Genomic DNA, 22,906 nt, shown 5'->3' with positions numbered 1-22,906 from the left:
TGAATGCCTCCGAGTGCGTTGACGTCCTGTCCCGCGCGCCCTGTAGTGTTCAGGCGCGGTGCGTGTGACAGGGCCGGCACAGCGGGAGACAGGATGATGGGCATGCGGCGATGGCTCGGCGGTGTGGTGGCGGTGGGGTTGTTGGGGGCGTGTGAGCCCACGGACTTTGGCGGTGGCGGCACCATTGGTGACGTCCTCTTCGACCGGGGCTTCGCCTTCGTGCGCGGCGACCGGAACGTCTACGTGGTGGACGACGACGGCGACCCCAACAGCCCGCAGCGGCTGACGACGGCCGGCGGCGCGTACACGCCCGCCATCTCCAAGGACGGCAGCAGCATCGTGTTCGTGCAGCGCTCGGGCAGCACGTCGTCCATCCAGACGGTGCCGACCTCCGGCGGCCCGGTGGCCACGCTCATCAGCAGCAACGACGCGGCATGCGGCGCGTGCACCAACTTCCGCGGGCCCACGTTCAGCCCGGACGGGCGCACCATCGTGTTCGCGTTCGACCGGGGCTCGGGGTCGGTCAGCTCGCTGGGGCGCATCGCGGTGAACGGCAGCGGCTTCACGGAGCTGACGCCGGGCACGACCATCTCCTACGGCTCGCCGTCCTTCTTCCCCAGCGGCAACACGGTGCTGGCCCCCGCGGGCAGCAACACGTTCCAGTTCAACCAGCTCGCGTTCGTGCCGGTGGACGGTGGCAGCCCCCCCAGCTACGTGTCGCTGGGCAACGAGGTGCTGGCCATCGCGAACCGCGCGGTGGTGTCGCCGGACGGGCGGCAGGTGGCGCTGGACGGGCGGCTGTCGTCCGGCAGCACGCGCATCTTCGTGGGCAACGTGACGGCCACGGGCATCAGCGGCACGCTGCGGCGGCTGACGGACTACACCGCGAGCACCGTGCAGGAGAGCTTCCCCAGCTGGGCGGGCAGCACGCAGCTGGGCTTCCTCTTCAACGACTCCGGCGGCGACCCCAGCATCTACCTCGCGCCGGTGTCCTCCACGGCCAGCTCCGTCACGCTCGCGGTGCCCGCCGCGAACGAGCCCTTCTACGGGCCCAACTAGTACGCACCGAGCTGCCGCTTCTCCCCGGGGGGAAGCGGCCTCGTGCCCGGGGACGGCTCGTCGTAGTTCCGCAGCCTGCCCGCGGGCGTGGGCCCGCGCGGCGCCGGAGCCTTCTTCGTGGGCGCGCTCATCAGCATGAGGACGAGCAGCACCAGGAACACCGCCATGCCAATCACCCCGGTCGCGGCGCCCAGCAGCCCGACCTCCGTCCCCACGCGCTGGTGACGGTGCGGGTTGTCAGGCAGGTAGTGGACCTCCAGCGGATCCCCCTCGGAAGGAGTGGAGGAGAAGAGCGTGGCCGAGCTCACGGAATACTTGCCACGGACCTCCGAGCCGTCCTCCAGGTGGAAGACGTACTCCACGATGCGCTGCTTCCCGTTCATCCAGCTCGTGCGGACGCTGACCACCTCGCCCCGGGCGTGCAGCCCCCGCTCCCGCAGCTCCAGGGTGAGCTGATGCTGGAGCAGCAGCCGCACCAGCACCACCAGGATGGAACCCACGAGGAACACCCCGACCACGATCGCGTTCAAGGGCATGGCGGCGCTCAGGATGACGGGGGGAGGGAGGTGGAGGCAACCGGGGGGACTTCAGGCACCGCCCTCCCGAACAGCGCCACCCCTCCGATGAGGGTGAGCAGCACGAGCACGAAGCTGAAGAAGAGGGCGAGCCCCAGCGACATCACCCCATGGCCCTCCGGAAAGCTTCGTCGCGGGTCACCCCGGCCGTATTGCACCTGGAGGTGGTCCCCCACGCGCAGCCGCTTCCACAGCTCCGAGGAGACGTTCCGCCGGTGCTCCTGGCGCTCTCCGCCCTGAGGCGTGAAGGCGTAGACGAGGATGTAGTCGCTGTCGTCCGAGGCCGCGAGGAACTCCTTCTTCACCACCGTGCCCTCCGCGTGCAGGCCCTCGCGCAGGATGCCCAGGTCCCGCCGGTACGACCCCCAGGTCATCACCAGCATGGACAGGCCCAGCACCACGAACGTCGCTCCCAGCACCCGCGCCGCGAAGAGGGCCACGCCATGCCTCCTGCCTCCCCCTTAAGCAGGCACCCGGCCGCGCGAAACGGCAAGGCCCGCCACGCTCCGCCGTAGCGTGCGGGCCGGTCCCCTTCAGGGCATGTAGAACACCCTGGCGAAGGCCACGGTCATGAGGACCACCAGGCCGAAGATCCCGGCCACGACGGTGTGCCGCTCGACCTCCGCCTCCGCGCATTGGTGCCGGTGGGGGTCTTCCGGCAGGTAGCGGACCTCCACGGGGATGCCCTCGAACACGGACTGGGACGGCAGCCTGTGCTTGTGGACCTTGTACTCGCCGCGGATCTCCGGCCTCCCCGGCGGGCGGAAGACGTACTCCACGACGAAGACGTTCCGCTTCAGCCAGCTTTCGCGGATGTGGACCACCTTGCCCTGGGCGAGCCGTCCGCGCTCCCGCAGCGCCAGGGTGAGCCGGTGCTGGCGCACCAGCAACACCATCACTCCCAGAGGTGCCAACACGAAGAACACCGTGAACAGGACCACGTTGAGGGAGTGCATGGCGACCTCGGGATGCAGGGAGCAGGGAGGCCGCCTGGAGGACTTCCGCGGCGCGGCCTTCCCGTGAAGCGTACCACCCCCCTCTAAGCAGGCACCCGGCGCCGAGAAACGGCAATGCCCTCCGTGCCCCGCCGTAGAGCCAGCGCGGGACCCGCCCTGGCATCGCGTCCGCCGAACCGCCATGCTCCCGCGCGCCCTTCCCGGAGGTCCGCACCGTGTCCCTGTTCGATGCCGTCGCCGCGGGTGACCGCGCCGCCCTTTGCGCCCAGCTCGACGCGGGCGCGGACCCCAACCCCTTCGACGCGGAGGGCCGCACGCCGCTGATGGCCGCCGCGCGCTCGGGCCAGGACGACCTGGTGCGCGCGCTGCTGGAGGCCGGCGCGGACCCCACGCTGCCGGATGGCCTGGGAGAGACGCCCTTCGTCGCCGCCGCCGCCTACGGCCACCTCTCCGTCTGCGCCCTCCTGTCCCCCCACGCCACCGCCGACGAGAAGGACATGGCGCGCACGCTGCTGCGCAACCAGGGCATCGACGAGATTCCCGCGCGCCCCTCGCGCGCCTCGGAGGTCGCGCCCGACGACTTCCGCCGCAAGCTCGCCTCCGCGGGGGCCTACGTCGCGGGCAAGCTGGGCGACGACGGCGCCACGAAGCGCCTGGAGCGCGTGCTGCGCTCGGAGGGCAACGCCCCCAAGGGGCCCTTCAAGGGCCGCAAGTAGTCTCCCGCTGAAAGGCGAAGGGCCCGGCCGCTCCCATTTCGGGGAGCCACCGGGCCCTTGTCACTTCAGGAGCCGGACGGAAGCACTACTCCGGCTTGGCGCTCACCACGGGGCTCGGCGCCACCGTGCCGCCCTTGTTGCTCGTCTCCATCGAGTCCGCGACCAGCTCGGTGATGTCCTTGATTTGAATCTGCTCGCGGCCGGTGTCGTTCTTCGCGTCGTTGAGCATCGTGGAGCAGAACGGGCAGGCCACCGCGACGATGCCCTTGCCACCCTGCTCCTTGTAGTCGCCCACCATGCCCGGCTTCTTCTTGTCCGCGGCGTCGGGGTAGGGCGTGTTCGGGTCCTCCGCGTGCTTGAGCGTGAGGGCCGCCTCGTTCATGCGGTTGTGGTTGATGCGCGTGCCGATGTGCTCCTCCATCCACATCCGGCCGCCACCGGCGCCGCAGCAGAAGCCCTCGCGCTGGCTGCGCTGCATCTCCACCACCTCCAGGCCCGGGATGCTCTTGAGCACTTCACGGGGCGCGTCGTACACGCCGTTGTGCCGGCCCAGGTAGCAGGGGTCGTGGTAGGTGAGCTTCGTTCCGGCGTTCATCACCGAGGACAGCTTGATGCGCTTGTCCTTGAGCAGCTCGTTGATGAGCTGCGTGTGGTTGATGACGCGGTACTCGCCACCGAACTCCGGGTACTCGTTCTTGATGGTGTTGAAGCAGTGCGGGCACTGCGTGATGACCGCCTTCACGCCCATCGCGTTCCAGGACTCGACGTTCGTCTTGGCCAGCGTCTGGTACAGGTACTCGTTGCCCATGCGGCGCGCGGAGTCGCCGTTGCACATCTCCTGCTTGGACAGCGTCGCGAAGGACACGCCCGCCTCGCGCATGATCTTCACCAGCGCGCGGCTCACCTTCTTCTGCTTGTCGTCGTAGCTGCCCGCGCAGCCCACGAAGAAGAGGTACTCGTACTCGCCGCCGTCACCCCAGGTGGGCAGCGCCAGGTCCTCCGCCCACTCGTCGCGCCGGTCCTGGCCGATGCCCCAGGGGTTGCCCTGGCGCTCCATGCCCTCGAACACGCGCTGGATTTCCGGCGGGAACTCCGCCTTCACCTGCACCTGGTAGCGGCGCATGTCGATGAGGCGCGGGACGTTCTCGATGAACACCGGGCAGGCCTGCTCGCACCAGCCGCAGCTCGTGCACGCCCACACCGTCTCCGCCTTCAGCGCGCTGCCCACGATTTCAGGCAGGGGCTCCTTGATACCGTGGGGGCCGTAGCCCTCCTCCACCCACTTCTCGTTCTCCCAGATCCAGTGCTTCAGGTCCTGGTTGACGCCCTTGTGCGTGAGCGGCTTGCCCGTGATGTACGTGGGACAGTGCGTCTGGCACCGGCCGCACTCCGTACAGGAGTACAGGTCCAGGCCGTTCTTCCAGGTGAGGTCCTTCACCGTGGCGGCGCCGAACTCCTCCTTCTCCAGGTTGGGCGTGGGCAGCTTGCCGGTGGAGTGCGTGCGCTGGAAGAAGACGTTGGGCAGGCCCGTGATGATGTGGAAGTGCTTGCCCAGCGGCAGGAAGTTCAGGAACGCCAGGATGATGGTCAGGTGGATGAAGAAGCCCGCCACGCCCAGCACGTGCGCCGTGGTGGCGCCCAGGGGCATCATCGCCAGGCCCGTCAGGCTGGTGACGGGCTCCCACCACACCATCGCGGCCGGCGCCGCCGGCACCTGCGTGGCGCCCATGGGCACCTGCTGCGCGGCGGCGTGCGCGGCCACCATGTGGCTGCCGCCGAACATGAACTCGGTGATCATCAGGCCCGCGATGAAGCCCAGGATGAGGTAGGCCTCCCAGGACTGGGACATGCGGTCCGGCTTCACCTTCCAGCGCGTCCAGACGAAGTACGCCACGCCCGCGAGCGCCAGCGCCGCCACGATGTCCTTCACCAGCAGGTAGACCTTGTAGAGGCCCAAGAGCGGCGGCGCGACGTCCCACGCCGGGTGGGACAGGTCGGTGAGCACGTCCAGCGCGGTGGACGAAAAGCCCATCACGAACAGCATGACGGTGCGCACCGCCAGCACCATGAACGCCGCGTAGATGAAGATGTGGAACAGGCCCGGCGTGAACTCCTCCGGGTCCACCATGCGCTTCTGGCCCAACCCGAAGCGCACCAGCTGCGCCACGCGGTAGGGGATGTGGTCCAGCCGGTTCTCCTTCTTCATCGCGAGCAGCACGCCCACGCGGCCGGACATCGTGATGACGAAGAGCGAGACTGCGCCTGCCAGCAGCAGGCCGGTGATGATGGGGTTCATGGAACCTCGGGACCCTCTGGGGCCGCACGGCGGGCAACGCCCGGTTGCTGCGTCGCGGCAATTCTGGAGTGGTCATCAACCCTAGCAGGGGTGATTCGCGAATCAAGCGCCGTGCGGAAGGCGTGTCCGGCAGCGGTCCCTGCACTGCTTCCGGACCGCCGTCCAGGCCGGTGCCCTTCTAGCCCCCATCCCAGGCTTCCCGTGCGGGAAACGCCCGTGCCTGTCGTGCAGGACGGCAGGCGGGCGTGCGTGTCCCGTTGGACGGTTGGGGAACTTGGGGGTGCCAAGGGCTTTACAAAACGGAAGCGGGCTCCCAACATGTCGGTAAATCGGTCAAGATGTGCTTGTAAAGGGACCCGCATGGGGCGGGCCCGGTTGACCGACGCAGGGCGTCCAAGGGGACGCGAGCCGTCACAGGCCGTACACCCCGTGAATGGAGCGCCGAGGAGCCGGACATGAGCCACGACGAGAGCACGTACCTGGACGAGGGGTTGGAAGACCTGGAGCTGTCCGCGACGGGTGAAAACGGCCGTTCGGTTCCGCTGGACCCCACGGATGACCGGCGCTGGGGCCACCTGGATGAAGAGGCCTGGGGCGGCTGGCACGTGGCGGAGTGAGGCGAAGCCCCCGCGGCCAGTGGATTGCGCGGGGGCCTCCGTTGAGCAGGTCGAGCACCCCGAAGAGGTCCCCGGGAATGACCGGTGCCGGACTCTCCGGAAGTAAATCCGTAAAAGGCTGAACGAAGCTGCCGAAACGCGGGTGTCTGTGGGTGACGCAAGGCGTCCCGAGGCACGCCGGCCAGGCTCGGGCGTGGGTGATCGCCGGGGGCGCGAGGGCGCGAGGGCGCGCGGGACGGCGGGCCCGGTCGGGCCGGACACGTTGCTTTCACGACCGGAAACCCGACATCCTCTGTGGGAACAGCGACAGGACTTCCGGGCGGACGCGGGCCAGCGCAGGGGCGTCCGGGGCCAGGGGGTTGTCGCGACGAAATCGCGGCGAAAGCGGGATGGGGCCCACCCACCATGCGGGAGTGCGGATGAAGCAGACGGCCTGGGCAGTGGAGCGCGACGCGGAAGGCGGCCGCGAAGTGCTGCTGCTGGTGACCCTGGAGGCCGAAGCGGAGACGCCTCGGGCCCCGGTGGCGGTGAACCTGGTCATCGACCGCAGCGCGTCCATGCGCGGCGCGCCGCTGGCGGCGGCGGTGGAGGCGGCGCGCGCGCTGGTGGAGCGGGCGGGGCCCAAGGACTACGTCGGCCTGCTCACCTTCGACGCGGACGCGGAGCAGGTGCTGCCCGTGCGCGCCATGGAGCCGGGCGCGAAGGCCGCCTTCCTGAAGACGCTCTCCCGCCTGGAGTCCGGCGAGGGCACCGCGCTGCACGAGGCCGTGGAGCAGGGCGCGGAGGCGGTGCGGCGCGTGCTGGTGCCGGGCGCCCGGCCTCAGCTGCTCATGCTCACCGACGGCGAGCCCTCCGTGGGCCCCACCGCGCTGGGCGAGTTCAAGGTGCTGGGCCAGCGGGTGCACGACTCCGGCGTGGCGCTGCACGCGCTGGGCCTGGGGCGGCACTACCTGCCCGAAATCCTGGAGGCCCTCACCGGCCCGTCCGGCACGGGCTTCACGCACGTGGACGACGCGGAGGGGCTGCCGCTGGCGGTGGGCGCGCTGGGCGCGGAGCTGTTCGGCGAGGTGGTGGCGGACGCGCGCGTGTACGTGCTGCCCACGGGCTTCGCGGACCTGAGGTGCCGCCACCGCTACCCGTCGCGCGTGGAGGGGGACGCGATGAGCGCCGCGCTGGGGGCGGTGTCGCACGCGTTCCCGCGCCGCGTGCTCTTCGCGGGCGTGCTGGAGAAGGGCGACTGGAACCTCACCGTCACCGCCTCGTACACGGAGCACGGCGACACCCGGCGGCTGTCCGTGCCGGTGACGCGCCTGTTGCCGGACAGCGAGGAGGGCCGCTTCGTGCGCGCGGTGTCCGCGGAGCTGGAGCTGGTCTCCTGCGAGGCCGCCGCGTGGAAGGCGCTCTCCCGCCGTCAGCAGGACGCGGCCGAGCGGGCGCTCGAGGGCGCGGACAAGGGGCTCTACAAGCTGGCCCGCCTGGGCTCCGCGGACGTCCCCGCGCAGCGGCACGTGGACCGCCTGTCGGACCTGCGCCGGGCGGTGGAGCGCCGGGCGGCCCAGCCGTCCGCCCTGGGGGTGCGCCGGGCGCAGTCGGAGGTGTCCCGCATCACCATGAGCCGCATCGGGCCGGCGCTCCCGGCCGCGGTCCCGGTCCCGGTCCAGGTCCACGACGGACCGCCCGCGCCCCGGGCCCTGCCCGCCGTGGCGAATGGGGGGGCGCCGAAGGGGGGAACCCTGGACGGTGCGGGGCTGCTGCCCTGGAAGACGGGCAACACCGAGTCGTAACCGCCTGGAGTCCTTGACCGTATGGGAAGGGCGCGGGCCCCGGGTGGGTCCCTGGCACCGGGCGTGCGGGCGTGCGGAATGCACGGCTGCCCGGACGGTTGAGTGCACCCTGTGGGGACGCATCCCAGGTAGCACGGCGTTTCCAGGTGGATTAACGGGAGTCGCATGACGCATCCGTGGAGCAAGAGGTCTGGAAGCCGGCTCGGTGGGCTGGGCGCGGTGGGCGCGTTGCTGTTGGCGACGATGGCCCAGGCCGCGCTGCCGCCTACCGCCGTGGGCAGCACCGCGCCGGACGAGGGCGACCCGCGCCTGGAGGGCGCGCTGCTCCTGGACGCCACGCAGGTGAAGGCGGGCGGCGACTTCCGCGTGGGCGTGCGCCTCAGGCTGGACCCGGAGTGGCACGTCTACTGGAAGAACCCGGGCGACTCCGGCCTGGCCACGGAGGTGTCGTGGGACGCGCCGGGCATCACGGTGGGCGACTTGCGCTGGCCCTTCCCCAGCACGTTCCGCACGCCGGACGGCTTCATCACCACGCACGGCTACCACGAGGAGGTGCTGCTCTTCGCGCCCGCGCACGTGTCCGAGAAGGCCAACGGCACGCTGACGGTGTCCGCGGCGGTGGACGCGCTCGCGTGCAAGGTGCACTGCATCCCCGCGCAGCTGGTGCTGTCGCGCACGGTGCCGGTGGGGCCGGAGACGGTGCCGGACCCGGAGTTCGCGCCCCAGTTCGACGCGTCGCAGGCCCAGGTGCCGCTGCCCGCGGGCGCGGAAGGCGCGCCGCGCGTGGCCCTGGCGCTGGATGGCACGTCGCTGACGGCGGGCAAGCCGTTCACCGGCACGCTCAGGGTGACGACGGCGGACGGCAAGCCGTTCGCGGGCAACGTGGAGGATGACTTCTTCGTGCCCGGCCGCATCGCGGGCGTGGACACCGTGACGCTGAAGCGGAAGGGGCCGGGGACGTTCGCGCTGGAGGGCCAGGCGTCGTCGGTGGCGCCCAAGGACGAGCCCCGGCTCACGGGCGCGCTGCGCCTGGGCACGAAGGCCACGGGCTTCACGGCGGTGGACGTGGACACGGCGCTCGCGCCGGTGGTGGCCGCGGCCGGGGCTACGCCTCCGGTGGCCGCGGCGCCCCTGAAGATGCCGTCGGTGAAGGACGCGCTGGGCAAGGTGCAGCCTCCGGTGGCGGCGGCGCCCGCGGCGGCCGAGGCGCCCATGGGGCTGGGGCTCGCGCTCTTGTTCGCGTTCCTGGGCGGCGCGCTGCTCAACCTGATGCCGTGCGTGTTCCCGGTGCTGGCCATCAAGGCGTACGGCTTCACGCGGATGGTGGCGGAGGAGAAGGGCAAGGTCGCGCCGCACGCGGCGGCGTACGCGGGCGGCATCCTGGCGACGATGCTGCTGCTGGCGGGCGCGGTGCTGGCGGTGCGCGCGGGCGGCAACAGCGTGGGCTGGGGCTTCCAGTTCCAGGAGCCGCTGTTCGTCGCGGGCGTGAGCGCGGTGGTGGTGGCGTTCGCGCTCAACCTCTTCGGCGTCTACACGCTGGGCACGGACGGCACGGCGCTGGCGGGCAAGGTGGACCAGAGCCACGGCCTGTTGCGCAGCGCGGGCGAGGGCGTGCTCGCGGTGGTGCTCGCGACGCCGTGCTCCGCGCCGCTGTTGGGCACGGCGGTGGGCTTCGCCTTCGCGGCGGGCGCGGCCACGGTGGTGGCGGTGTTCGTGGCGCTGGGGCTGGGGCTGGCGCTGCCCTTCTGCCTGCTGGTGCTGGTGCCGGGGCTGGCGAAGCGGCTGCCCAAGCCGGGCATGTGGATGGAGCGCGGCAAGCAGTTCCTGGGCTTCGCGCTCCTGGCCACGACGGTGTGGCTGGTGTGGGTGATGGGCGGGCTGGCCGGCGTGGACGGCATGGCGCGGCTGCTCGCGTTCCTCATCGCGGTGGGCCTGGGCACGTGGCTGTACGGCCAGGCGCAGGGGCTGGAGGGCGGGAGGCGGGGCGTGACGGTGGCGCTGGCGGTGCTCGTGCTGGTGGGCTCGGGCGCGGTGGCGCTGCGCTTCGAGGAGGCGCAGGCCTCCCTGGAGACGCGCGGCGCGGTGGCGTCGTCGCATGGCGGTTCGCAGCCGTGGGACGAGGCGGCGGTGACGGCGGCGCTGGCGGCGGGGCAGCCGGTGTTCGTGGACTTCACGGCGGACTGGTGCCTCACGTGCAAGTTCAACGAGCGCACCGTGCTGTCGCGCGACGACGTGCGGCAGGCGTTCCTGAAGCACAACGTGGCCTTCTTCGTGGCGGACTGGACGCGGCGGGACGCGCGCATCACCACGAAGCTGGCGGAGCATGGCCGCGCGGGCGTGCCCATGTACCTGGTGCTGAGCCCGGGCGCGCCGGACAAGCCGGAGGTGCTCAACGAGCTGCTCACCGCGGACAGCGTCATCCAGGCGGTGCAGCGCGCGGCGGAGTGCGGGTCGCCGTTGAAGGGTGGCTCGGTGGTGTGTGCCCGGCCTTGAGCCGGGAGTGAAGTCGCGGTTGTGCTGTTCGTTCGTGCGCAGCGTTCCATCCACTGGAGGTTCCGTCATGAAGCAGGTCTTCAAGGCACTCGCTCTCACCGCGGCATTCGTGTCCGCCCCCGTCTTCGCCGCTGACACCGCGGAGGTGGGCAAGCCCGCTCCGGCGTTCACGCTGAAGGACGAGGCGGGCAAGGCCCACTCGCTGTCCGAGTACAAGGGCAAGGTGGTGGTGCTCGAGTGGACGAACCCGGAGTGCCCGTTCGTGAAGCGGCACTACGATGCCAAGACGATGCAGAACACGCAGAAGGGCTTCGACGCGAAGAAGGTGGTGTGGCTGACGGTGGACTCGTCCGCCACGCACGACGCGAAGAGCGCCGCGGACTGGAAGAAGAAGGAGGGCTTCAGCCAGCCGGTGCTGCTCGACACGGACGGCAAGGTGGGCAAGAGCTACGCGGCGAAGACGACGCCGCACATGTACGTCATCGACGGCCAGGGCGTGGTCCGCTACGCGGGCGCCATCGACAACGACCCGCGCGGCAAGGAAGCCACCAAGGTGAACTACGTGCAGACGGCGGTGGACGCGCTCCTCAACGGCAAGCAGGTCCCCACCGCGACCTCCGAGCCCTACGGCTGCTCCGTGAAGTACAAGAGCTGAGCCGCTGCCCGCGTCATGAGGTTTGAAGGCCCGTGTCCCTCGCTCGAAGGGACGCGGGCCTTTTCATTCCGCGTCGCGGTGTCGATATTGACGTTGTATCTAATTTTCGGGAAATTTCGTACGACCATGCCTGCCACCGTCCATCCCGTGCTGGAGCCGGGCCGTGTCTACCGGACGAAGGAACTGGCCACGTGGGGGGCGAATGCTCCCCGGCTGGCCCGGAGACTGGTGGGCGAGGGCGTGCTGGTGCCACTGGCGCACGGGCTCTACGCCTGTCCGAAGCGGGGACGCTTCGGTGTGGTGGCGCCGTCCGATGAAGCCATCATGAAGGCCTTCCTGGAAGGCAGCCCGTTCGTCTTCACCGGGCCTGACCGATGGAACGCGCTCGGCTTGGGGTCCACCGCGGTCTTCGCTTCGGCGCTCGTCTACAACACGAAGCGCTCGGGTCGTTTCGAACTGGGGAGCAGGACCTTCGAGCTGCGGCGGGTCGCCTTCCCCCAGCCTCCGACGCCGGAATGGTTCGTGGTGGATCTCTTCGAGAATGCGGGGAGCGTCAGTGCCTCGCCAACGATGTTGGCGCATGCCCTGACGCGTGCATTGGGGCGAGGGGCGTTCGACTCCAAGCGGCTGGGAGAGATGTCTGACCGGTTTGGTAGGCAGAGCACGCGTGCGTTGATTCACGACGCGATCCGCGCTGCCCTGCATGAAATTCGTCCACGACGACCCTGAGTTCGAGCAGTTGTTGCGAATCGTCGCCGACAAGCGGCGGCTGTCCCTGGGCCTCACCGAGAAGGACTACTGGGTCACCCACACGCTGTGGGCCCTGCATGACTCGGGCTTCGAGGTCTGGTTCAAGGGAGGCACGTCGCTGTCGAAGGGCTTCTCGCTCATCCAACGGTTCTCGGAGGACCTGGACCTCAAGCTGGAGTCGGGGACGGTTGACCTTCCCCAGGTGACGGACTGGAGCCGCACCGGAGCGGGGGCGACGAAGGCCCGCCGGGCGTACTTCGAGACCCTGGCTGAATGCATCCAGGTTCCCGGGGCGCGGACGGAGCTGGATGTCGACGGAGCGGACCGCTACTGGCGCTCCGCGAATATCCGCATCGTGTATCCGGCCCAGCATCTGGGCGGCATGGTGGGCATCCTGCGCCCCTTCGTCCTCCTGGAGGTTGGTCATGCGCGGGTGACGCCCTTTGTCCGGCGGGACATGACGTCGTTCGTCCACGACGAACTTGAGTCCCAGCAGCAGCTGGCTGACTTCAAGGACAACCGCCCCAGGACCGTGAGGTGCGTGCATCCCATGGTCACACTGTTGGAGAAGGTGGACGCAATCCAGCGGCGGCTCCAGAAGGAGCGGCTGGAGCCTGCCACCTTCGTCCGTCACTACGAGGACGCGGCGCGGATCATCGCCGCCGAGGATGCGCTACCGCCTCTTGCCGACTACCGCGACGTCCGTGCGCTTGCCGCGGAGATGATTCGGCAGAAGCAGATCGCGGCGCTTCCTGCCGGTGAAGCGCGGCACTTCCTGCCAGGCGGTGAAGGCACAGAGGCCATCCAATCCGCCTTCGAGGCGATTGCCCCGATGTTCTGGGGGCCACGTCAGACGCTGGATGAAGCCGTGGCCACCCTCTGTGCGTGGCTCACGCGGTTTCATTCCGCGTCGCGGTGGGCGTAGTCCGGGCCCAGGCCTTCGATGCGGTAGGTGTTGCCCGGGTAGGTGCGGTTGAGCGTGGTCTCCAGGGTGGAGGGATAGCGCTCCAGCGAGACGTGGCGTTTGACGCGCTTGCGCAGCTTGAGGGCGCCCCGGACCATGCCTCCGACCCAGGCGGGCGGGGACTCGAACTGGATGGCGGGCAGCAGGCGCGGGGGCACCAGGCTGAGGCTGATGGGGGACACCAGCGGACGCAGCGGACGCGGCACCCAGCCGGCCAGGATGTCCACGGTGGACTGGGCCACGCGGTGGCTGGCGGCGTCGGGGACGAACTCGCGGGCCTCGTAGTCGCGGATGAAGGCGTCGTAGGCGGCCTTGTCCTCCGGGATGTCCTTCAGGCCCATGCGGCGGCCGATTTCACACCAGTAATGGAACCAGGCCTCGCGCTCGTGCGCGGTGAAGGGGCGCCAGCCGAAGTCGTCCATCCACTGGATGGGGAAGTCGATGAACGTCCACAGCACGAAGAGGAAGTCCTCGTTCGGGATGCGGAAGAAGGAGTGGATGTGATTCATCTGCTCCAGGGACTGGCGTCCGGCCTCCACGTCCCAACCGCACTGCATGAACCGCGCGATGAGCAGCCGCGTGTCGTCGTAGCGCTTCTGGCCGCGCTTGCGGAACTCGCCCGTGCGGTCCAGCAGGCGGGAGACAGAGCGGCTGCCGTAGGTGTGGAAGAGGGCGATCTCCGTGGACCGTACGATGTCGAAGGGGAACTCGTAGTTGGTCAGCAGGTGCACGATGCGCTGGCAGTCCCGCCGTGCGTCCAGGGAGGCGATCTCCCGGCGCACCTCGGGCAGGCGCGGCCGCCAGAAGGGCTTGCAATAGACGGGGCCGGGCACATGGGTGCCGGGCTGCTTCCCGCCGGCCGTGAAGGGACACCCGGCGGGGACGGCGTCCTGCGGGGGACGGGCGTGGGATGCCGGGTCTTTCATGGCGGGAAGCTCCGTGAGTCGAGGCGACCGGTGATGCTACCCCGGGCCGTGACGGCATGCCGTGCCCCCGCTGGCCCGTGTGTCGCACACCCCGGCCTTGTCGGAGGCGGGGGCGCGCCGGACCTTGTCCTGGAGGGCAGAACATCCAGATAGGAGATGCGACCATGGCCAGCAACAAGGGGCCGCCGGTGAAGGGGCCCGAGCGCACGGACACACACAGCGCGGACGAACTGGAGCGGGAAGCCAGACACCAGCGTCCGGGCACCGAGCGGGGCGACGTGACGGACGAGGACGTGGGCGAGGACCGCATCCTCCAGAAGGGCATTGGCGGCTACGGAGCCCAGAAGGGCACGGAGCCCGCGAGGGAAGCGCCGCCGCTCAGCGACGACGGCGATCGGTAGCCGTCGCCCGCTGCGTGGGTGTCAGGCCTCGGCCCCGGTGCCAGGGGCGGCTTCCCAGGCGCCCGGCTGTGGACTCGTCCCCATGGCTGAGAAGGTGAGAATCCTGCGGGGACTCACCGTCAGCGGCGCACCGCACGAACCTGTCCGACAGTCGGACAGGTTTGGAGCGCCGTGGCTGAGGGAGGCTTCCCCGCCCGCCGGGCAGCGGAAACCTGTCCGACAGTCGGACAGGTTTGGAGCGCCGCGTCGGGCGGAGGTCGCACCACCTGGAAGTCCAGGGCCTAGAGTGCCGCCATGGCCCCTGCCCGCCTCGTGCGTTCCTGCTGCGTCCTGGTGTTGCTGTTCCTCGCGCTGCCAGGGGTGGCGCAGGAGGCGCCCGCACCGGATGCGAAGGCGTGGCTCGCGGAGCACAACGCGGAAGCGGTGCGCGTGAACCAGACCGCCATGGGCATCCTGTTCGGCTGGGCGGTGCTGAACATCGGCACGGGCGTCGCGGGGCACTTCGCGAGCGAGGGCGAGACGCGGGCCTTCTTCCAGGCGAACGCGGCGTGGAACGTGGTGAACCTCGTCATCGCGGGGCTCGGGTATCACGGGCAGGCCACCGCGGATCCGGCCGCATGGGACCTGGCGCGCAGCCTGTCCGAAGGGCAGCGGATGGAGAAGCTGCTGCTCCTCAACGCGGGCCTGGACGTGGGCTACATCGCCTTTGGCGGGTTCCTGTGGGAGCGCGGGCTGCGCAAGGACTCGGACCGCTTGAAGGGCTGGGGCAAGAGCGTGCTCATGCAGGGCGCGTTCCTGCTGGTGTTCGACGGCGTGCTGACGTTCCTCAACGCGAAGCTGAACGGCGAACTCACGGCGCGGCTGGTGCCCGCGCCGGATGGCGTGGGCCTGATGCTGACGTGGCCGTGAGCTTCAGACGCGCGAGTGCCATTCGAGCCCGCCGGGCAGGGGGCTCGCCGCGAACTCCAGGTGGATGACCCGGCGGTGCGCGGGGACGCGCGCGGGTGACGAGGCGTGCAGCAGCAGGGGCCGCATCACCAGCAGGCCGCAGCGGGGCACGAGGCAGTCCACGGGTGTGCTGCGTTCGAGCCAGGCCGGGATGCGCGAGGACGACAGCCGTCCTTCCAGGTGTGAGCCCGCGAGCACGCGCACGGGGCCGTTGTCCTCGCCGCAGTCGTCCAGGTGCACGCGCACCGCGACCATGGCCTCCAGGATGGACGTCGGCGGCTGCACGCAGGGCACGCCGGCCTTCTGCGACCAGGGACCGAAGCCGGGCACGTCATGGCGCTCGCGCACGGCGACGGTGAGGTCCTGGTGCCAGATGACCTTCCAGTTCGCGTCCGGGGTCTTGTCGAACAGCAGGCCCCGCACCGCGAAGCAGTGCGGACCCAGGACGGACCCGGCGGCTTCGCGCACGGGGGCTGAGCGGGCCAGCTCATGGACGGCGGGCACGTTCTCCAGCAGGTTGCGCACGCCTCCGCGCCGCTGGGCGGGCTCGGCTTCCTCGCTCACGGAGCGCAGTGCGTGGAGCAGGGCGTCCGCGGTGTCTGGCGTGATTCCCCGCGGGAGGATGGCGAAGCCCTCGCGCTCGATGCGCGCGGCCAGTTCCTCCGAGGCCAGACCGTGTGTCTTCAATGCGGACATCGTGGAGCGCAGCATAGCGGGGGCGCGGTTCCACGCGGGCACCCACCCGATGGAACCGGAGCCCGGGAGGCTCAGGCCGCCACCGGCTCCCGGCGGTGGCGAGCCCGGGCGGAGACGTCCTTGCGGCGCCCCTTGCGCAGCACGTCCAGGTGCACCTCTTCCTCGTTGGCGAGCGCCATCAGCCGCTGCAGGTCGTCCACGCTGTTGACCGGCCGGCTGTTGATGCCGAGCAGCAGGTCGTCCGGCTGGAGCCCGGCGTCATCCGCGGGCGTGCCCTCCTGCACCTTCAGCACGCGCACGGCGCGCGGCTGGCCGGTGTCCTTCGCGAGCGCGGGCTCCAGGTTCACCGCCGTGGCGGCGATGCCCAGGAACTTCCGGTCCACCCGACCGCGCTGGATGAGCAGGCTGGCGACCCAGGCCGCCGTGGTGGCGCTCACCGCGAAGCCGATGCCCTGCGCGAAGGGCAGCACCAGCGTGTTGAGCCCCACCACGCGCCCGCGCGTGTCGAGCAGCGGCCCGCCGGAGTTGCCCGGGTTGATGGCCGCGTCCGTCTGGAGCATCCCCTCCAGGATGACGCCGTCGGGCAGTGTGATGCTGCGGTTGATGGCGCTCACCACGCCCAGCGACACGGACTGCTCCAGGCGGAAGGGATTGCCAATGGCCATCACCAGCTGCCCCACCCGCACCGTCTCCGGATCCGCGAGCGGCAGCGTGGGGAAGCCGTCTCCTTCCGCGCGCACCACGGCGAGGTCGGTGGGAGCATCCGCGCCCACCAACGTGGCCCGGCGCTCTTCTCCATTGTGGAGCTGCACGGTGAGGCGCTTGGGCGTGCGCATCACCACGTGCCGGTTGGTGAGCACGTAACCGTCCGGCGTGAGGAACAGGCCGGTGCCGTGGCCGCGAGCGTGCTCCACGCCCACCACGGCCGGAGCCGCGCCGGCCACGAGTCCTTCCAGGTCATCCGAGAGCTGCTGCAACAGTTTCATGGCCGGCTCCTTTCAAGAACGCTTGCCCACGGTGATGGGCACCTCGCGCAGCTCGCCCGCGCGCAACACCTTCGCCTGGATGGACGCGCCCACCTTCTCGTCGCCCAGGTAGCCCAGCAGGTCCTCCACGCCGTGCAGCGACTGGCCGCCCAGGCTCACCAGCACGTCGCCCAGCAGCAGCCCGGCCTTCTGCGCGGGGCCGTCCGGATCCACGGAGAGCAGGATGAGGCCCGCCTTCGTGCCGTCGATTTCGCGCGGCAGGCGCACCGGGTAGGCGCCCACGCCCAGGTAGCCGCGGCGGATGCCGCCGTGCTCGCGCAGGGAGTTCGCCACGCGCGCCAGCGTGCCGCCGGGAATCACCACCGCGGCGGTGCGCGAGAAGGCCGCCGTGGGGATGCCGAGGAAGCGGCCCTGCGCGTCCACCAGCGCGCCGCCGGAGAAGCCCGGGGGCAGGTCCGCGTCGGTCTCCAGGTAGCGGTCCACCTGGCCGCCCGCGTGCGTGCGCCAGTCCCCGCCGAACGCGCTGACGATGCCCAGCGTGGCCCGTGCCGTGCGTCCCGGCCGGCCGAGGGCCAGCACGATGTGGCCCACCTTCACGTCATCGAGCGGCGCGGGTGCGAGCGCGGTGAGGCCAGTGGCATCGGCCTTGAGGAGCGCGAGGTCGGTGCTCGGGTCACGGCCGACGAGCTCGGCGGACACCGAGCGGCCGTCCGCGAGGCCCACCTGGATGGAGCCCTCGTGTTCGACGGCGTGGCTGGTGGTGAGGATGTGGCCGTCGGCATCCCAGACGACGCCGCTCGCGCCCCGGCGACGGCGGGCCTCGACGCGGACGAGGGAGGGAGCGATGCGTTCGACGACGGTGGAGATGGACTGCGAGAGGGACTGGAGGGCGTCGGTGGACATGGCGTGTTCCTTTCGAGCCTGAAGCTAAAGGGCTCGAAATCGCGCCACATCGGCGGACCGGGCAGGACGGAGACCTGGCCGTTCGGGCAGGTTGTCCTCTCCATCCGGAGAGGTGCCCGGCCGTTCATCCAGGTGCAGCGTTACACCAGCTCCGAGAATCGAGCCTTCCACTCGGCTGGGAGTTCCCGTGGTCCCTTGGTCTCGACCCACTCCCGCAGCCTTCGTTTGAAGGCACGGACCTCCTGTACCCAGTCGTCCCAGGCAAACGTCACCTGCTGCCAGTCGGGATTCGGGTTGCCACCGCCCATGCCGGCGACGATCGAGAGGAGGACGGACTCACCTCGGCGCTCGAAGAGGAAGGCCGGGCTGCCCTGCTCGCAGGAGTCGAGTGTGTAGGATTCTCCGGCCGCGAGCTCGGGCAGGGTGGCGTTGAGTCCGTCCCACCACTCCCCCAGACACACGTCATCGGGTCCCCAGAATCCCATCGCGGGGACCTGCCTGCCGGCGAGGGTCCATCGCAGCTCGCCATGGATGTGGGGTTCGTCCTCGTTGAGCTCGGTGAGGGGAAGTTGCTCCCGGCCCTCGCCAGGCACATACGCGCTCAGGAGCTCCAGATTCACGGACGCCTCGGTCATCCCGGTCCCCCCTGACGAACCTAGCCCACCTTGCGGAAGCGCTCGTAACGCTCTTCCAGGTAGAGCTTCTTGGGCCGCAGCTCCTTCGCGCGCGGCAGTTGGAGCGTCTTGCCCACGAAGCCCTTCAGCGCGTGCTCCAGCGTGGGGCCGTCCTGGGTGGCGAGCAGACTGGGCGCCAGCTCGATGATTCCGTCGGGACGGAAGCCCATCAGGTTCGTGTCGAAGGCGCCGTGGTGGAGCCGGCAGAGCGCCAGTCCGTTGGGGACTTCCGCGTGGCCGCGTTCGTCGCGGTCCGGAAGGATGTGGGCGCCGTCCAGCAGCTCCTTGCGAGGAAACGCGCAGACCGCGCAGCGGTGTTCGTAGGCGTTCAGGACATGCTGACGGAAGGCTGCCTGATGCAGCCGCTTCTTGGCCTGTACCGTCGTGTAACGCCGCTCCAGGGACAGCAGCTTCGCGTCCGCCACATAGCGCTGAGGCTGGTGCTGCCTCACCGTCTCGGGCTCGGACACCGTGACGTGGAAGGAGTGCGAAGCGCGGTCCACGTCGGAGATGTAGACGGGCCACAGGGGCCGGTAGAATCCGGGCTCGATGCCGTAGAAATAGATGAGGGGTGCGTCCAGCTGCTGCGCGCGCACGAGCCGGCGGTTGTCTCGCGCCTCCACGTCCGTGCCCTGGAACTTGTAGAGGAAGGCCCCGTCCGAGGCGATGTTGTCATCGTCGTACCGGGCGACGCGGCTTCCTCGTGGCACGGTGGTCTTGATGGACAGCGCGGTCTCCTGCATCTGCCGGGGCCAGAAGATGCCGCGCGTCCGGTTGGCGAACAGGTGCTGCTCGCCGTGGAGCTGGAAGCCGTCCGCGATGATTTCCCACGGCAGCACTTCACCGTACCGCTCCACCAACGCCTGCAAGGCATTGAAGGCCGCCAGTCGGATGGCCTGGTCGTTGTCGGAGGGCGTGGGCACGGTCCACGACCAGGTTACCAGGCTCAGCCCCGGTCGAGCAGGGCTCCCCCCGGGCCGAAGCCCAGCGACAGGCACAGCACGCGGCGTCCCTTCACCTGGGGGGCCCGCCGCGCGGATTCGGCCGCCAGCTCCGCGTCGTTGAGCGCGAGCACTGGCCCTCCCGTGTCCGGCAGGCCCACGTGGGCGAGGATGTCCGGGACCAGGGAGGCCGTGCCCTCGAAGCCGTAGGTGCAGCCTCCGGGCATCAGGTCCTCGGTCAGCGGACACGGCAATGCCAGACACAGCGCGTCCGGAGGCACGCGGGCGTCCTCCGCGAGGAACGTCCGCAGCGCTCCCGCGATGAACGCCACCGTGTCCCGGATGTGATGGCCGTCCGCGGGACGAGGCTGACCGATGAACAGCGGGGGCAGCGTGGAGAGGTTCCGCTCGAAGACGCGCGTGGCGCCGGGACGCGCGACCTTGATGCTCGTCTGGCCCACGTCCACGCAGAGGGGACTTCGCGCGCCGGTGGCCTCCAGCATGCGCAGCCCCGCGCGCACGGGGGCGAAGCGCGGTGACAGCGCGATGTGCACCGGGCAGCGCAGCGCCGCCGTGGCCTCCCTCAACGCGGCGGGAAAGCCGTCCAGCTCCGCCAGACCTCCACTCAGGTACGCCGCGTCCGGCGCGTGCTGCTTCACCAGCAGGAAGAGCGCCTCCGCCAGCGGCGGCATCACGCGCGCCGCGAGCTTCGCTCCGGGCACTCCCGCTCGCCGGTCGTCCTCCACCCGCGGCGAGCCCAGCAGCTCCCACAGCTCACGCCCGAACACAGGCAGGTTCCACACCTCCAGCGGTGTGACGCCCTCGGGGTGATGCCGACGAGGACTCCACCTCAGGGGGCTCATGCCACGAGCCCGGCGATGCGTTCGGCGGCGGTCCTCGCGCCGTCGTGTGCACGGTAGGAGCGGGAGATCTCCGCCACGCGGTCGCGCATGGATGACTTCGGTGCAAGCAGTTGCGCGATGGCCTCCCGGCACGACTCCACCGTGAGGGTGCGCGGATCTCTCGCAAGTCCCGCTCCGGCCTTCTCCAGGAAGTGCGCCTGCACGGGCTGGTCGTTGCACACGGGCAGCAGCAACATCGGGACGCCCGCCGTCATCGCCTCCATCACGGAGTTCGCACCGCCGTGGGAGATGAACGCCGCCGCTCGCTCCAGCACCTGCCGCTGTGGCGTGTAGCGCACCGCCACCACGTCACCGGGCAGCGTGCTCGGGAAGTCCGTGTCCGCCAGCTCGCCCGCGCACAGCACCAGCGTCACGCCAAAGGGCTTCGCGGCCTCCGCGATGAGGCGGAACAGCTCTGGCTGATACGAAATCTGACTGCCGAAGGACACGTACAGCACCGGCTTTTCGCCCAGGCGCTCCCATGGGAAGGGCACCTCGTCGCCCCGGGCTTCCGGCGGAATGGACGGGCCCGCGAGCAGCGTGTCCGGGGGCACTCCCGCATCTGGGCCCAGGAAGTCCTCGGTGGCGAAGATGACGTTGAGCCGGGGCGACAGGCACTCGCAGGTGCGAAAGCGCGCGTCGAAGCCGTGACGGCGGAACAGCGCCTGACGATCATCCTTCAATGCCCGCACGTTGCGCAGCAGGGGAATCTCCGGCCTTGGCTCCAGCAGCGTCAGCGCGGAGGACACGCCCGCCCACGGGATGCCCTCCGTGTGCGCCGCGAGCACCGCCGCGTACTGCATTCCGTCCAGGGCCATCACGTCGGGACGGAAGGCGCGCACCACTTCGCGCACGGGCTCCAGCATCGCGGGGACCGAATCCAGCAACAGGCCGCGGATCCACTTCCCCAGCGCCACGTCATCGAGCACCAGCTTCGCCAGCGCCTCGCCTCCGGTCTCGATGCCCGGCGGCGCGGCTTCAACGTGCGGCAGGCGCAGCACCTCCACGCCCAGGGACTCAAGCTGCGGCGCGGGTTCGGGAATGCACAGCCAGCCGACGGTGTGCCCCAGGCGGCGCAGCCACTGGGCCACGCCGACCATCGGGTTGAGGTGGCCCTTCTCAGGAGAGGTGGCGATGAGGACTCGGGACATTCAGGGGGGCGCCTCGGCGTGGGCCTGGAGCATGGCCAGGGACACGAGTCGCATCAACAACCGATCCATCGGTCCTGCCTGCGCGTCGTCGGACGGCAGGCGGAAGTAGCGCTCCAGCAATCCCAGCATCGCTTGCGTGTTGATGACCTGGAGGGAATCCAGGCGCGCGGGAGAGATCCACGCGCGATACAGCTCCAGCCAGCGCTCCCGCACCGGACTGGACAGGGCGGTGTGCCCATACCGGGGCGTCTTGCGCGCGAGGCGGACCTCCTCTGGCACCAGCGACCGCACGGCGTACCGGAACAGCCACTTGCCGAACCCGTCCCGCATCAGCACGGACTCCGGCAGGGCCAGGGCCACCCGCGCGAAGCCTTCATCCAGGTACGGCGTGCGGACCGTGAGCCCATGGGCCCGGGCGCCTCGCAGCTCGGGCGGGAGGATGAGCTCGGACAGCACCCACTTCGCGTAGCGCAGCTCCTCGGTGGGGAGCGCATCATCTGACGGCAGATCCCACGGCGCGGGCAGCGAGGCGAGCACGGTCCCCAGGTTGTCCACAGGGGGGCCTCGTGAGGCGTGATCGCTGTTCCCGCGCTCGGAAACAGTCCTCAAGTTGTCCACAGGGGTGGAGTCTTCACGCCGTCCCACGGCTTGATCGGAACCGTCGTTTCCAGAGGGAGGACGCCCGGTGGATGGCTTTGATTCCTGATCGCCACGCGGTGCCCCCGCCAGCGGCCTCCCCGAGTTGTCCACAGCCCCCCGTGCCGCATCATGATCGTGCGAGTCGCCCCGGAAGGGGGCCCGCAAGTTGTCCACAAGCGCCATGGCTTCAAATCCCAGGGCCCGCATGGCGAGCGTCCGGTCTTCATCCACGCGAGCCTTCGCGGAGGCGAGCGCGCCCGGAGTGCCCTGGAGCACTTCATCCGCTCCCGCGCCGCTCAGGAGGACGGGGCCCGCGCCCTGTCGCCGGGCCTCCCGATAGAACGCGTAGCTCGCCACGGCCCGGGCGTTGAGGATGACCGCCTGGTTGGCGAGGACCGCGTGCTCGAACAGGTCTGGGAGCACCGCGTCCGGGATGAGCACGTCCACCAGCTCCGCGCCCGTCACCTTCGCCATCCGCCGCGCGTTGCTCCGCTCCACCGCGTCCGCGAAGTGCACGTCCATCGTCCACGCGCGCACCTTCCCGGGAGCATGCCGGGCCGCCATCGCGCACAGGGCCGCGCTGTCCACGCCGCCGCTCAGGCTCACCTCGTGCGTGCCTGCCTCCACATGTGCCCGCACGGTGTCGGACCAGGCGGCCAGCAGCCGCGCGGCGAGGGTGTCCTCATCCTCATGCGCGTGCCCGGGCCGCACCACGCGCGGCAGGGTCACGTCGAGGCACAGGCCCGCGTTGAAGGCCCGGGCGTGGAACAGCAGGCCGCTCACCGCCCGAGGAGACAGGCCGCGCGTGGGAGTCCTTCCCTGCGGTGGAACATCGGGAGCACGGGTCGGCATGCGGTCTACATCATAGGGGCTG

The 22,906-nt window shown here is 70.3% G+C and carries 23 protein-coding genes; 10 read left to right on the top strand and 13 right to left on the bottom strand.

Annotated elements, in window-relative coordinates; translation table 11 throughout:
* Positions 1–102: 102 nt before the first annotated feature.
* A complete protein-coding gene (locus tag NR792_RS25560) occupies positions 103–1,059 on the top strand; it encodes a TolB family protein (RefSeq protein WP_375755303.1) in 957 nt (318 codons plus the stop codon).
* On the opposite strand, the gene NR792_RS25555 is transcribed toward NR792_RS25560, so the two are convergent.
* The 3 genes from NR792_RS25555 to NR792_RS25545 all read right to left on the bottom strand — a co-directional run bounded on the left by NR792_RS25555 (position 1,056) and on the right by NR792_RS25545 (position 2,590).
* Positions 1,056–1,595 (bottom strand): DUF3592 domain-containing protein, encoded by a 540-nt coding sequence (locus NR792_RS25555; RefSeq protein ID WP_375755302.1) that lies wholly within the window; start codon positions 1,593–1,595, stop codon positions 1,056–1,058. The genes NR792_RS25560 and NR792_RS25555 overlap by 4 nt on opposite strands.
* An 8-nt stretch (positions 1,596–1,603) precedes the next feature.
* A complete protein-coding gene (locus NR792_RS25550) occupies positions 1,604–2,074 on the bottom strand; it encodes a DUF3592 domain-containing protein (protein ID WP_375755301.1) in 471 nt (156 codons plus the stop codon).
* Positions 2,075–2,167: 93 nt separating this feature from the next.
* The gene (locus tag NR792_RS25545; protein ID WP_375755300.1) at positions 2,168–2,590 is read right to left on the bottom strand and encodes a DUF3592 domain-containing protein; all 423 of its coding nucleotides are present in this window, start codon (positions 2,588–2,590) and stop codon (positions 2,168–2,170) included.
* A 215-nt stretch (positions 2,591–2,805) separates the two neighbouring features.
* Here NR792_RS25545 and NR792_RS25540 point away from each other — a divergent pair, with 215 nt between their 5' ends.
* Complete coding sequence (locus tag NR792_RS25540) at positions 2,806–3,306, top strand: ankyrin repeat domain-containing protein (protein ID WP_375755299.1); 501 nt, start codon at positions 2,806–2,808, stop codon at positions 3,304–3,306.
* Between the two features lie 85 nt (positions 3,307–3,391).
* Here the strand turns inward: NR792_RS25540 and NR792_RS25535 are convergent, their stop codons facing one another.
* On the bottom strand, positions 3,392–5,602 hold the full coding sequence (locus tag NR792_RS25535; protein WP_375755298.1) for a (Fe-S)-binding protein: 2,211 nt from the start codon (positions 5,600–5,602) through the stop codon (positions 3,392–3,394).
* A gap of 455 nt (positions 5,603–6,057) precedes the next feature.
* On the opposite strand from NR792_RS25535, the gene NR792_RS25530 reads away from it, so the two are divergent.
* The 6 genes from NR792_RS25530 (at position 6,058) to NR792_RS25505 (ending at position 12,826) form a co-directional block, all read left to right on the top strand.
* Positions 6,058–6,219, top strand: a complete 162-nt coding sequence (locus NR792_RS25530) for a hypothetical protein (RefSeq protein ID WP_375755297.1) — start codon at positions 6,058–6,060, stop codon at positions 6,217–6,219.
* 419 nt (positions 6,220–6,638) lie between these two features.
* Entirely contained in the window at positions 6,639–8,003 is a 1,365-nt protein-coding gene (locus tag NR792_RS25525; RefSeq protein WP_375755296.1) for a VWA domain-containing protein, read from the top strand.
* Between the two features lie 165 nt (positions 8,004–8,168).
* Positions 8,169–10,496, top strand: a complete 2,328-nt coding sequence (locus NR792_RS25520) for a protein-disulfide reductase DsbD family protein (protein WP_375755295.1) — start codon at positions 8,169–8,171, stop codon at positions 10,494–10,496.
* 67 nt (positions 10,497–10,563) lie between these two features.
* Positions 10,564–11,151, top strand: a complete 588-nt coding sequence (locus NR792_RS25515) for a redoxin domain-containing protein (protein WP_375755294.1) — start codon at positions 10,564–10,566, stop codon at positions 11,149–11,151.
* A gap of 126 nt (positions 11,152–11,277) precedes the next feature.
* On the top strand, positions 11,278–11,880 hold the full coding sequence (locus NR792_RS25510) for a hypothetical protein (RefSeq protein WP_375755293.1): 603 nt from the start codon (positions 11,278–11,280) through the stop codon (positions 11,878–11,880).
* Positions 11,855–12,826 (top strand): nucleotidyl transferase AbiEii/AbiGii toxin family protein, encoded by a 972-nt coding sequence (locus NR792_RS25505; RefSeq protein ID WP_375755292.1) that lies wholly within the window; start codon positions 11,855–11,857, stop codon positions 12,824–12,826. Before NR792_RS25510 ends, NR792_RS25505 begins: the two co-directional genes overlap by 26 nt.
* Here the strand turns inward: NR792_RS25505 and NR792_RS25500 are convergent.
* Complete coding sequence (locus NR792_RS25500) at positions 12,802–13,791, bottom strand: oxygenase MpaB family protein (protein WP_375755291.1); 990 nt, start codon at positions 13,789–13,791, stop codon at positions 12,802–12,804. The two genes, NR792_RS25505 and NR792_RS25500, sit on opposite strands and share 25 nt — an antisense overlap.
* A 164-nt stretch (positions 13,792–13,955) precedes the next feature.
* Here NR792_RS25500 and NR792_RS25495 point away from each other — a divergent pair, with 164 nt between their 5' ends.
* Both NR792_RS25495 and NR792_RS25490 read left to right on the top strand, forming a co-directional pair.
* Positions 13,956–14,192, top strand: coding sequence for a hypothetical protein (locus NR792_RS25495; protein ID WP_375755290.1), 237 nt, complete (start codon positions 13,956–13,958; stop codon positions 14,190–14,192).
* A gap of 294 nt (positions 14,193–14,486) precedes the next feature.
* Entirely contained in the window at positions 14,487–15,101 is a 615-nt protein-coding gene (locus NR792_RS25490; RefSeq protein ID WP_375755289.1) for a DUF6992 family protein, read from the top strand.
* A gap of 3 nt (positions 15,102–15,104) precedes the next feature.
* On the opposite strand, the gene NR792_RS25485 is transcribed toward NR792_RS25490, so the two are convergent.
* The 8 genes from NR792_RS25485 to NR792_RS25450 all read right to left on the bottom strand — a co-directional run bounded on the left by NR792_RS25485 (position 15,105) and on the right by NR792_RS25450 (position 22,884).
* Positions 15,105–15,827 (bottom strand): phytanoyl-CoA dioxygenase family protein, encoded by a 723-nt coding sequence (locus NR792_RS25485; protein WP_375755288.1) that lies wholly within the window; start codon positions 15,825–15,827, stop codon positions 15,105–15,107.
* Positions 15,828–15,907: 80 nt separating this feature from the next.
* Positions 15,908–16,822: a S1C family serine protease gene (locus NR792_RS25480; RefSeq protein WP_375755287.1), complete on the bottom strand. Its 915-nt coding sequence runs from the start codon at positions 16,820–16,822 to the stop codon at positions 15,908–15,910.
* Positions 16,823–16,834: 12 nt separating this feature from the next.
* Positions 16,835–17,725, bottom strand: a complete 891-nt coding sequence (locus NR792_RS25475; protein ID WP_375755286.1) for a S1C family serine protease — start codon at positions 17,723–17,725, stop codon at positions 16,835–16,837.
* 140 nt (positions 17,726–17,865) lie between these two features.
* Entirely contained in the window at positions 17,866–18,360 is a 495-nt protein-coding gene (locus NR792_RS25470) for a hypothetical protein (protein ID WP_375755285.1), read from the bottom strand.
* Positions 18,361–18,380: 20 nt separating this feature from the next.
* Positions 18,381–19,322 carry an HNH endonuclease gene (locus NR792_RS25465; RefSeq protein WP_375755284.1) on the bottom strand — a complete coding sequence of 314 codons (942 nt, stop codon included), beginning with the start codon at positions 19,320–19,322 and terminating at the stop codon, positions 18,381–18,383.
* 23 nt (positions 19,323–19,345) lie between these two features.
* Positions 19,346–20,203, bottom strand: coding sequence for an ROK family protein (locus NR792_RS25460; protein WP_375755283.1), 858 nt, complete (start codon positions 20,201–20,203; stop codon positions 19,346–19,348).
* A complete protein-coding gene (locus NR792_RS25455) occupies positions 20,200–21,393 on the bottom strand; it encodes a glycosyltransferase (protein ID WP_375755282.1) in 1,194 nt (397 codons plus the stop codon). The genes NR792_RS25460 and NR792_RS25455 overlap by 4 nt, the downstream gene beginning before the upstream one ends.
* Positions 21,394–22,884, bottom strand: coding sequence for an asparagine synthase-related protein (locus tag NR792_RS25450; RefSeq protein ID WP_375755281.1), 1,491 nt, complete (start codon positions 22,882–22,884; stop codon positions 21,394–21,396). It lies immediately after the preceding gene.
* Positions 22,885–22,906: the final 22 nt, after the last annotated feature.

It is taken from the genome of Corallococcus exercitus (assembly GCF_042231735.1).
Classification (GTDB): Bacteria; Myxococcota; Myxococcia; order Myxococcales; family Myxococcaceae; genus Corallococcus; species Corallococcus exercitus_B.
The sequence above is the reverse complement of the archived record's forward strand: the minus strand, read 5'-3'. Positions and strand labels throughout refer to the sequence as shown.